Source organism: Planomonospora sp. ID82291 (assembly GCF_015711645.1).
Lineage (GTDB): Bacteria > Actinomycetota > Actinomycetes > Streptosporangiales > Streptosporangiaceae > Planomonospora.
Genome location: NZ_JABTEX010000002.1, coordinates 1,138,357 through 1,148,949, shown reverse-complemented (window position 1 = coordinate 1,148,949; position 10,593 = coordinate 1,138,357). Strand labels below are relative to the sequence as shown.

Genomic DNA, 10,593 nt, shown 5'->3' with positions numbered 1-10,593 from the left:
TGTCAGTCCTTGACGGCGCCCGCGGTCACCCCGGCGGCGATGTAGCGCTGCGCCAGGACGAGGAGGAACGCCGCCGGAAGTGAGGCGATCACGGCGGTCGCCATGATCGAGTTCCATTGCGTGGTGTTGTTGCCGATGTAGCGGAAGATGCCGAGCGTGACGGGGATGACGTCGCTGTTGCGGTTGAGGGTCGAGGCGAAGACGAAGTCCGACCACGCCCACAGGAAGGTGAACAGCGACACGGTGATCACGGAGTTGCGGCTGAGCGGCAGCACGATCGACCGGAACGTCCGCCAGGTGCCCGCCCCGTCGATCTGCGCCGCGGACATGATCTCGGCGGGGATGCCCGCCATGAACGCCCGGAAGAGCAGCACCCCGAACGGCACGGCCAGCGTCGAGTCGGCCACGATCAGGCCGGCGACGGTGTTGAGCAGCCCGAGCCTGATGTAGATCGCGTAGAAGCCCATGGCCATGACGACGCCGGGGATCATCTGCGCGACCAGCAGCAGGAAGTCGATCACCCGTCCCCCGCGCGGGCGCAGCTTGGCCAGCGCGAACCCGGCCGGCAGGGACACCGCGAGGGTGAGCGCGACCGTGCCGAGCCCGATGAGCAGGCTGGTGGCCAGGGCCGGGAGCTGCTGGCCGAGCGCCGCGCCGTAGCCCTCGAACGTCGGGTCCCACGGGAACCAGTGCGGCGGGTCGGCCCGCATGTCGCTCGTCTTGGTGAGCGAGACGTTGAACATCCAGTAGACCGGGAAGAGCATCACGCCCACCAGGACGACGCCCGCCGCGGTCTTCCACCAGGCTCTCATGCCCGCTCCTCTCGGCGCTGCAGACGCACGTGCACCAGCCCGGCGACGAAGGCGATGAGGATGAGCAGGTTGCCGACCGCCGCCGCCGGGGAGAAGTCGGGCTGCCCGGTGCCGAACGCCTCCCGGTAGGACCAGACGGCCAGCGTCGTCGAGGCGTCCGCCGGGCCGCCCCGCGTCATGATCCAGATGATGTCGACGACCTTGAGCGTGTAGATCAGCCCGAGCAGCAGCGTGATCGCCGACACCGGCCGCAGCAGCGGGAAGGTGATGCGCCGGAACCGCTGCCAGGCGTTCGCGCCGTCCAGTCCGGCGGCCTCGTACAGCTCGGCCGGGATGTTCTGCAACCCGGCGTACAGGATCACCAGGTTGAACGGGATGCCGAGCCAGATGTTGGCGATGGTCACCGCCAGCAGCGAGGTGTCCGGGGACGTCAGCCAGTTGATCTGGCCGATCCCGAACGCCTGGAGCGCCGCGTTGACGATGCCGTTCTCACTGTTGAGCATCCACGACCAGGTGGACGCGGACACGATCAGCGGCAGCAGCCACGGCACGAGGAACATCGCCCGCAGCACGGCCGACAGGCGGAAGTTCCGGTGGAAGAAGACCGCCAGGGCCAGGCCGAGGGCGTACTGGACGGTGATCGACCCCAGGGTGAACAGCGCCGTGTTGCCCAGCGCGCCGAGGAACGCCTCGTCGGAGAGGATGTCCAGGTGGTTGTCCAGCCCGGTGAACTCCGGGTCGCCCTGGACGAAGGCGCGCGGCGTGTAGTCGTGCACGCTGAGGTCGATGTTGCGGTACAGCGGATAGGCGTAGAAGGCGAGCAGGTAGACGATCAGCGGGGCCAGGAAGGCGGAGGCCGTCCACCGCCGGGCCCGCCCCGGCGGGGGGGCCGCGGGCGCGGCTCCCCCCGCCGGGGCCGTCTCGGTGCGCAGCGACGTCATGGGATCAGTCGCCGACGGCCTGCTGCGCCTGGGCCTGCGCCTCCTTGAGCGCGTCGGCGGGGCTCGCCGCGCCGCTCAGCGCCTTCTGCACGCCGGTCCACATCGCCTCGGAGATCTTCGGGTAGTCCGTGCCGAGGTTGTCGCTGGTCCGGCCCTTGGCGGTGCGCACGGCCTCCACCCACGGCTTGAGCGAGGGCTCCTTGGCGAGGATGGCCGCCTGTCCCTCGGCCGTGGAGGGGATGTAGTACGCGAACGCGGTGCCGGTCTCCACCAGGCCCTCGGGTGTGGTCATGCACTCGAGGATCTTCTTGGTGACGTCGTAGCGCTTGGCGTCCTTCTGCACCGGGACCGTGATGAACTCCCCGCCGGTGGGCGTGGGCGCGGCTCCGCCGTCCTTGGCGGGGATCTGCACGATGCCGGTCGGGAAGCCCGCCTTCGCGGCGCTGTCGATCTGCCAGGTGCCGTTCTCGCCGAAGGCGAACTCACCGGTCAGGAACTCCTCCCAGCTGGTGTTCTGGGAGTTGCCGATGACCGAGTTCGGCGCCAGCCCGTCCTTGAGCCAGGAGCTCCACAGCTCCAGCGCCTCGACGGCCTGCGGTGAGTCGAGCCGCGTGAGCTGCGCGCCGGCGCCCCAGAGCCACGGAAGGAACTGGAACGAGCCCTCCTCGGTGCCGATTCCGGCGAACGTGATCGGCTTCTTGCCCGCGGCCTTGACCTTCTTCAGCGCCGCGGTGAGCGAGGCCCAGTCCTTGACGGAGGCGGGGTCGACGCCGGCCTCGTCCAGGATCTTCTTGTTGTAGTAGAGGGCCAGGGTGTTGGCGCCGATGGGGATGCCGTAGGTCTTGCCGTCCAGCTCGCCGGCGGCGATCAGGTTCTTGTCGAACCGGTTCGCATCAAGCCCGAAGTCGGACATCGCGCTGAGCATCCCGGCGTCGGCCAGCGTGGAGACGGCCGGGTTGTCCAGGAGGATGACGTCGGGTGCGTTGCCCTCCTGGCCGGCCAGCAGGGCCTGGTTCGTCAGCGCCGTCGTGTCGTAGGCGGTGCGCTGGATGGTGACGCCGGCCTGCTCGCCGCAGGAGCCGACCCGCCGGGCCCACGCGGAGCCCGCGTCGTGCTGCGGGTACGGGTCCCACCAGGTGTACGCGCCCGCGGCGGGGGCCGTACCGGATCCGGCGCCGGATCCGGACGCGCCCTGGGGGGTGGACGCGCAGGCGGTGAGGGTGGACAGCGCCAGGACGGCGGTTCCGAAGACCGTCATCTTCGTGGACACCGACGGACGGTTCATCGATTCCTCCTTGTTAACGCTCACATTGAGAGCGCGACGGAAGTGGGGGGTAGGGCCCGGTGCTAGCTGGAGCGCGGTCGCGGATGCGCGGTGCTCCCCAGGGAGACCAGTTCGGGTGAGATGAAGCGCACCACGTACGGCTCCTTCCTGGCCGCCGGGGACTCCACGCGGCGCACGAGCTGGCGTACGGCCATGGAGCCGAGGCGGTCGGGTGCGCTCTCGACGAACGAATAGGGCAGGGAGAAGGTCGCGGCGAAGTCGGCGGAGTGGCGTCCGATGACCGACAGGTCCTCGGGCACCCGCAGCCCCCGCGCGTGGGCGACCGTGGGCAGCGCCGCCACGGCCGCCTCGTTGTTGATCAGCAGGCCGGTCGCCGCCGGGTGGGCGTCGAGCGACTCGTTGAGCAGGCGGCCCGCGGCCGGTTGCCGGGACTCGCCGTACACGGCGTGCAAGGTGACGCCGAGCTGGCGGGCGCGTTCGAGCGCCGCGTCGCGCAGCCGCCACACGTAGGCGCCGCCCCGCTCGACCACGTGCTCGGGTTGCGAGACGAGGATGAGCTCGCGGTGGCCGAGCCGGTGGAGGTGGTCCACCATCACCCGCCCGGCCTCCTCGAAGTCCAGGTCGAACACGTCGAGCCCGGAGCAGTCGTCCGGCAGCCCGACCAGGGCCCCCGGCTGCGGCGCGGCGCGCAGGACCGGCAGCCGGGCGTCGTCCTGGGCGACGTTCATCAGCACGACGCCGTCCACCATCCGCGAGTCGGTGATGCGCCGCAGCGCCCGCACCCCGTCGGCCTCGGTGACCAGCAGCGTGTCGTAGCCCAGGTCGCGGGCGGTGTTCGTGACGCCCAGGATGTACTGCATCATCGCGGGCGCGAACTCGTCCTCGTGGAACCGGGCGAGCAGCCCGAGGACCTTGGTCTGGGCGGTGGCGAGCGCGCGGGCGCCGGCGTTCGGCGTGTAGGCGAGCGCCTCGGCGGCCTCCAGCACGCGACGGCGCACGTCCTCCGAGATGGGCCGCTTGCCCGACAGCGCGTACGACGCCGTGCTGCGGCTCACCCCGGCCTCCTGGGCCACGTCGCCGATCGTCGCCATTCTCACCTCCTGATTGTCGAACCGGTTCGATGATCGCGGTACGCCGCTTCCCTGCATCGCTGCCCGGATGCCCCTTCTCATGCGGTAACACGCGGGACCGGCTCGCATCGGCGGCGGGTTCGGCCACCGGAGCGAGCGAACCGGTTCAACGGTGTGACCCGACTGTTCTCCCCCGGGCATCGGACGTCAAGGGTCCGCACAACCGGAGATACCGAATCGTGACAAGCCGGAAACGCAGAGAGATCGGCAAGCGCCCGGCGGGAGCCCGGGACGGCGCCCGCGGAACGGGCCTCCTCCTGGCCACAGGAAGGAAGCAATGCCCCATTATTGGATAATTGCCACAAAACAGACAAAGCCATTGAATATGGCATGAATGTTTGCGGGAGCGCTCCCATAGCCTCAGAAAACGCCCTTAAAAATAGAGAGACGTCGGAAGGGTGTCAAGAAAGCCGGACGTTCTCGTCGCCACCCCCGTCGCCGCCTTCGCCGTAACCTCGGAGAAACACCAGGCCAGACTGGGTCATGCCGACGATACCGAAATGACTCCTTGACGTCTTCGATCACGCCTCCCTACCCTGCTCCGCAGTGGGAGCGTTCCCACGCTTTTCCGACGGCCCCTCGGCAGAGAGATGACCGCCACCTCGGCCGCCTCGTCCCCGCGGGTTCATCCCCACGTGAGGGAGAAGACCATGCTCGATGAGCAGGACTCGCGCGTCGCCACGCTGAGCCCCGCCAAGCGCGCCCTGCTGCTCCGGCGGTTGCGCGGCGACGCGGGCGCGGCGGCCTCTCCGATCCCGCGCCGTCCCGCCGGCACGCCCGCGCCGCTCACGTTCAGCCAGGAGCGGGTCTGGTTCCTCGACCAGCTCGACCCCGGTGACGCGGCGTTCACCATGTGCCTGGCGCAGCGGTGGCGGGGCCGGCTGGACCTGGACGCGCTGCGGGACGCGGTGGCGGCCGTCGTCGCGCGGCACGAGAGCCTGCGCACCCGCTTCCGGGCCGAGGACGGCACACCGGTGCAGGAGGTCGTCCCGGACGCCGCCGTCGCGGTGGAGTTCCTCGACCACGCCGAGGCCGGACCGGGCGCGCCCCCGCCCGAGGAGTGGGCGCGCGCGGCCGTCGCCCGGCGGACCAACACCCCGTTCAGCCTGGCCGAGGCCCCGCTGCTGCGGGTCAGCGTGCTGCGCCTGGGCACCGACGACCACGTGGTCTGCGTGGTCTGCCACCACATCGTGGCCGACGGGGTGTCGCTGAACATCTTCGCCGAGGAGCTGGCCGCCCGGTACGGCGCCGGCCCGGCGTACGAACCGCCTCCGCTGCCCGTGCAGTACGCCGACTTCGCCGTCTGGCAGCGGGAGCGGCTCACGGAGGAGGCGGCCGGGCGGTCCCTGGCGTACTGGACCGCCCGCCTGGCCGACCCGCCCGTGCTGGAGCTGCCCGCCGACCGCCCCCGGCCGGCCGTGCACTCCTCCCGCGGCGGCGTCGTCACCGTCACGCTCGGCGCGGAGCCGACCGCGGCCCTGGAAGGGCTCGCCGCCCGGCACGGCGCGACGCCGTTCATGACCCTGCTCGCGGCCTACCAGGCGCTGCTCGCCCGGCACACCGGGCAGGAGGACGTCTGCGTCGGGTCCCCCATCGCCGGCCGGGACCGGGTGGAGCTGGAGCCGCTCATCGGCTTCTTCCTCAACACGCTGGTGCTCCGCGGCGACCTGTCGGGCGACCCGGCGTTCGGCGAGCTCCTCGACCGCACCCGCACCGCGGTGCTCGACGCCTTCGACCACCAGGACATCCCCTTCGAGCAGGTGATGGGCGAGCTGCGCATCGAGCGCGACCTCAGCCGCTCCGCGCTGTTCCAGACGATGTTCGTCCTGCACACCCAGAACGACCGGCGGGCCGCGCCCCCGGGCCTCCGCCCGCCGCCGGAGACCCCCGATCCCCCGACCGGCCGGGGGATCGAGGAGATCACCGGGTTCGACACCGGGTACACCGCGGCCAAGTTCGACCTGTCCCTCGACGCCTGGCGGACCCCGGACGGGCTGAGCCTGGTGTTCGGCTACGCCGCCGACCTGTTCGACCGCGATACCGTCGCCGCCCTCGCCGACCGCTTCACCCGGCTGCTCACCGCCGTCGCCGCCGACCCCGGCCTGCGGCTGTCGGAGATCGACCTGCTCTCCGGCGACGACCGCCGGACGATCCTGGAGTGGAGCGTCAACACCGCGCCGCCCGCCGCGCAGACGGTTCCCGAGCTGTTCGCCGCCGCGGTGGCGGCCCGCCCCGACGCCCCGGCGGTGACCTGCGCCGGCCGGACGCTCACCTACGCCGAGCTGGACGCGCGCGCCGACGCCCTGGCGCGGGCGCTGCGCGGGGCGGGAGCGGGTCCGGAGTCGGTGGTCGCCGTGGCGATGGACCGCTCTCCCGACCTGCTCGCGGCGCTGCTGGCCGTCTGGAAGGCCGGCGGCGCCTACCTGCCGCTCGACCCGGCCTACCCGCCGTCGCGCCAGGCCGCCATGCTCGGCGACAGCGGCGCGCGGGTGGTGCTCACCACCGCGGCGCTGAGCGGGCGCCTGCCGGACGGGCCGCACCGCGTGCTCTGCGCGGACGGCGGGCTCCCGGCGGCCCCCGGCGACCCGGACCCGGGCCCGCTGCCCGCTCCCGACCCCGGGCGCGCCGCCTACGTGATCTACACCTCCGGCTCCACGGGACGGCCCAAGGGCGTCGTGGTCGAGCACGGGGCGCTGGCGGCCCGCGTGGGCTGGATGCGGGAGGCCTACCGCCTCACCCCGGCCGACCGGGTGCTCCAGTTCGCCACGGTCAGCTTCGACACCCACGCCGAGGAGATCTATCCCTGCCTGGCCGCCGGGGCGACGCTCGTGCTGCTGCCCGGGGGCGGGGAGTTCCTGCCGGACTTCCTGGCCACGCCGTACGCCAGGGACCTGACCGTGCTGGACCTGCCCACCCCCTACTGGCACGAGCTGGTCACCGACCTGGACACCGTGGACTGGCCGCCCGGCCTGCGGCTGACGATCCTCGGCGCCGACCAGGCGCAGGCGGCGGCCGTGACGGCCTGGCACCGGCACTTCGGCGGCCGGGTGCGCCTGATGAACACCTACGGCCCCACCGAGGCCACGGTCATCGCCAGCGCCGCCGAGCTGCGCGAGGGGGACCGGCGCCCGCCGATCGGCAGGCCCATCGCGGCCACCTCCCTGTACGTGCTGGACGAGCGGCGGCGGCTCGCCCCGGTCGGGGTCCCCGGCGAGCTGTACATCGGCGGCGCCGGGCTGGCCCGCGGCTACCTCGGCCGGCCCGGTCTCACCGCCGAGCGCTTCGTCCCCGACCCCTACGGCGGCGGCCGCCTCTACCGCAGCGGCGACCGCGCCCGCTGGCGGCCGGACGGGGAGCTGGAGTTCCTCGGCCGCGCCGACGACCAGGTCAAGGTGCGCGGCTACCGGATCGAGCCCGGCGAGGTCGAGTCCTGCCTGCTGGCGCACCCCGCGGTCGCCCAGGCCGTGGTCCTCGCCGAACGGGGCAACCTGCTGGCCTACGTGGTGCCGACGGCCGACTCCCCCACGGCCGGCACCCCCACGGTCGGCACCCCGATGGCCGGCACCCCGATGGCCGGCGCCGCGATGGGGCCGGAGCTGCGCGAGCACGTGGCGCGGGCCCTCCCCGCCCACATGGTGCCCGCCGCCGTGACCGTCGTGGACCGGCTGCCGCTGACGCCCAACGGCAAGCTGGACCGGGCCGCGCTGCCCGCCCCCGAGTTCCGCGGCGGCAGCGGCCACGTCGCCCCCGCGACGCCCACCGAGCAGGCGATCGCCGACATCTGGGCGCAGGTGCTCGGGATCGAGCGCGTCGGCGCCGAGGACGACTTCTTCGCGCTGGGCGGCCACTCCCTGCTGGCCACCCAGGTCATCGCCAGGATGCGGCGCGCGCTCGGCGCGGGCGTCTCCCTGATGGACCTGTTCCGGCACCCCACCGTCCGCGGGCTCGCCGCCCTGGCCGACACCCCCGCCGACGCCCGGCGGCCCCGCCGCCTGCTGCACGAGCTCACCCCGCCGCTTCCGCAGGACCGGTGCGTGCTCACCTACGTCTGCGTTCCGTACGGCGGCGGCAGCGCGGTGGTCTACCAGCCGCTGGCCGACGCCCTGCCGGAGGGGTACCGGCTGCTCTCGCTGGCCGTACCGGGGCACGACGTGGGCCTGGCCGAGGACCCGCTGCCCTTCGACGAGCTCGCCGCCCGCTGCGCGGCCGAGGTCCTGGAGCAGGTGACGGGTCCCGTGGCGGTCTACGGCCACAGCAGCGTGGGCTCGGCCCTCGCCGTGGAGGTCGCCCGGCGGCTGGAGGCGGCCGGGCGGGCGCCGGAGGCCGTCTACATCGGGGCGGCCTTCCCGTTCGCGCGGCCCCGCGGCCGGGTGATGAACGCGCTGTCCCGCCTGGCCCGCGCCTCCGCCGTCGCCTCCGACCGGGCCTACGGCAACTGGCTGGCCTCCATGGGCGTGGACCTCAGCGAGCTCACCCCCGAGCAGGCCCTCCACATCGTGCGCACGATGCGCGCCGAGGCCGAGCACGCCGAGCGGTACTTCACCGGCCTGCTCGACGGCGGGACCGCACGGCTGCGGGCCCCGCTGGTCACGATCGCCGGAGAGCGCGACCCGGCCACCGAGTACTACCAGGAGCGCTACCGCGAGTGGCACTTCCTGTCCGCGACCAGCGTCCTGGTGGTGCTGGAGGAGGCGGGCCACTTCTTCGTCCGCTACCGCGCGGGGGAGCTGGCCGAGATCGTCACCACCGCGCACCTCGCCGCGGCGGGACCGGCCGCCGCGCCGGCGGAGGGACCGGCAGGAGGACCCGCCGCACCCGCCGGAGGACCGGTCGCACCCGCCGGTGAATCGGTCGCCGGACCTGCGCTGCCGCGTGAAGGGGACGGCGGGACCTGGTGGCTGGGCGGCGTCTCGCGTTCACCCGGGGCCGCCCGGTCGGCGGAGGCCGCAGAGGCCCCGGAGGCCGCAGAGGCCGCAGAGGCCGCGCAGCCACCGGGACCCGAGCCCAGCATGAGGCGGTTCCTCGCGGTCGCCTCCGGTCAGCTCGTCTCGATCACCGGCTCCGCGCTCACCGAGTTCGCCGTCCCGATCTGGATCTACCTGACGACCGGCTCCGTCGCCGACTTCGCCCTGTTCGCGGTGCTCGGCCTGGTCCCCGGCCTGCTGGTCGCGCCGCTCGCGGGGGCGGTGGTCGACCGGGTCAGCCGCAGGAAGGTCATGCTCTGCGGGGACATCGCGGCCCTGTGCACCCAGCTCGCCCTCGGCGTCCTGCTCTGGACGGGGAACCTGCAGATCTGGCACATCTATCCGCTCCTGGTCTGCCTGTCCGTCGCACTCACCTTCCAGCGCCTGGCCTACGGCTCGGCCATCCCGCAACTGGTGCCCAAGCGGTACCTAGGCCACGCCAACGGGGTCAACCAGATGGTCACCGGCGTCTCCCAGCTGCTCGTGCCGCTGGCCGCCGCCGGACTGGTCGCGGGCATCGGCCTGGAGGGCATCCTCCTCCTGGACGTGGTGAGCTACCTGTTCGCCGTCGGCGTGCTGGTGATCGTGCGCTTCCCCCGCACCATGGCCCACCGGCGCAGGGAGACGGTGACCGCCGAGATCGTCGAGGGCTTCCGCTACTCGTGGGGGAACCGCGGCTTCCGGAGCATGCTGCTCTTCTTCGCCGCCCTCAACGTCTTCCTCTCCCCGCTGTTCCTGATGATCTCTCCGCTGGTGTTGTCGTTCGGGACGCTCGGCGACGTGGGGCGGGTCTCGTTCGCCTCGGGGATGGGCGTGTTCGTCGGCGGTCTGGTGATGAGCGTGTGGGGCGGGCCGCAGCGGCTGCGGGTGCGCGGCATGCTGCTGTTCACGCTCGCCCTCGGCCTGTGCTGCCTGGTCACGGGGGTGCGGGCGGACCTGCTCGTCATCGGGGCGGGGGCCTTCGGCATGAGCATGGCGCTCACCCTGGTGAACGGGATCTACGCCACGATCGTCCAGGTCAAGGTCGCGCAGCGGTTCCACGGCCGGGTGTTCGCGCTCAACACGATGATCGCGTGGTCCACCACGCCGATCGGCCTCGGCCTGGTCGCGCCGTACGCCTCGGCCGTGCTGGAGCCGCTGATGACCCCGGACGGACCGCTCGCCCCGACCCTGGGGACGGTCCTGGGCACCGGTCCCGGGCGGGGCATCGGGCTGATGTACGTGGTCTGCGCCGCGATGATCATCGTGATCGCCGGCACGGCGCTGCGCCTGCGCCCGCTGGCCCGCTTCGACCGGGAGACGGTGGACTCCGTCCCCGACGACGTGCTCGGGTCCGCCGACCTGATGCGCCGGGGCCTGGCGCACGGCCGCGCGGGCGGCGGCGGTTCAGGGGACGGCCGCGCGGACGGCGGCGGTTCAGGCGGCAGCGGTTCAGGTGACACACGAACGGAAGGTGCGTGA

Annotated in this window: 5 protein-coding genes; 1 reads left to right on the top strand and 4 read right to left on the bottom strand. The window is 72.8% G+C overall.

Features of this window, described 5'->3' with window-relative positions; translation table 11 throughout:
- Positions 1-2: 2 nt before the first annotated feature.
- The 4 genes from HS045_RS16095 to HS045_RS16080 all read right to left on the bottom strand — a co-directional run bounded on the left by HS045_RS16095 (position 3) and on the right by HS045_RS16080 (position 4,129).
- Positions 3-812: a carbohydrate ABC transporter permease gene (locus HS045_RS16095; protein WP_196452158.1), complete on the bottom strand. Its 810-nt coding sequence runs from the start codon at positions 810-812 to the stop codon at positions 3-5.
- Entirely contained in the window at positions 809-1,753 is a 945-nt protein-coding gene (locus HS045_RS16090) for a carbohydrate ABC transporter permease (RefSeq protein WP_196452157.1), read from the bottom strand. Before HS045_RS16090 ends, HS045_RS16095 begins: the two co-directional genes overlap by 4 nt.
- Positions 1,754-1,757: 4 nt before the next feature.
- Positions 1,758-3,038: an extracellular solute-binding protein gene (locus HS045_RS16085; protein ID WP_196452156.1), complete on the bottom strand. Its 1,281-nt coding sequence runs from the start codon at positions 3,036-3,038 to the stop codon at positions 1,758-1,760.
- Between the two features lie 62 nt (positions 3,039-3,100).
- Positions 3,101-4,129 (bottom strand): LacI family DNA-binding transcriptional regulator, encoded by a 1,029-nt coding sequence (locus tag HS045_RS16080; RefSeq protein WP_196452155.1) that lies wholly within the window; start codon positions 4,127-4,129, stop codon positions 3,101-3,103.
- A 689-nt stretch (positions 4,130-4,818) separates the two neighbouring features.
- Between HS045_RS16080 and HS045_RS16075 the strand changes: the two genes are divergently transcribed.
- Entirely contained in the window at positions 4,819-10,593 is a 5,775-nt protein-coding gene (locus HS045_RS16075; RefSeq protein WP_196452154.1) for a non-ribosomal peptide synthetase/MFS transporter, read from the top strand.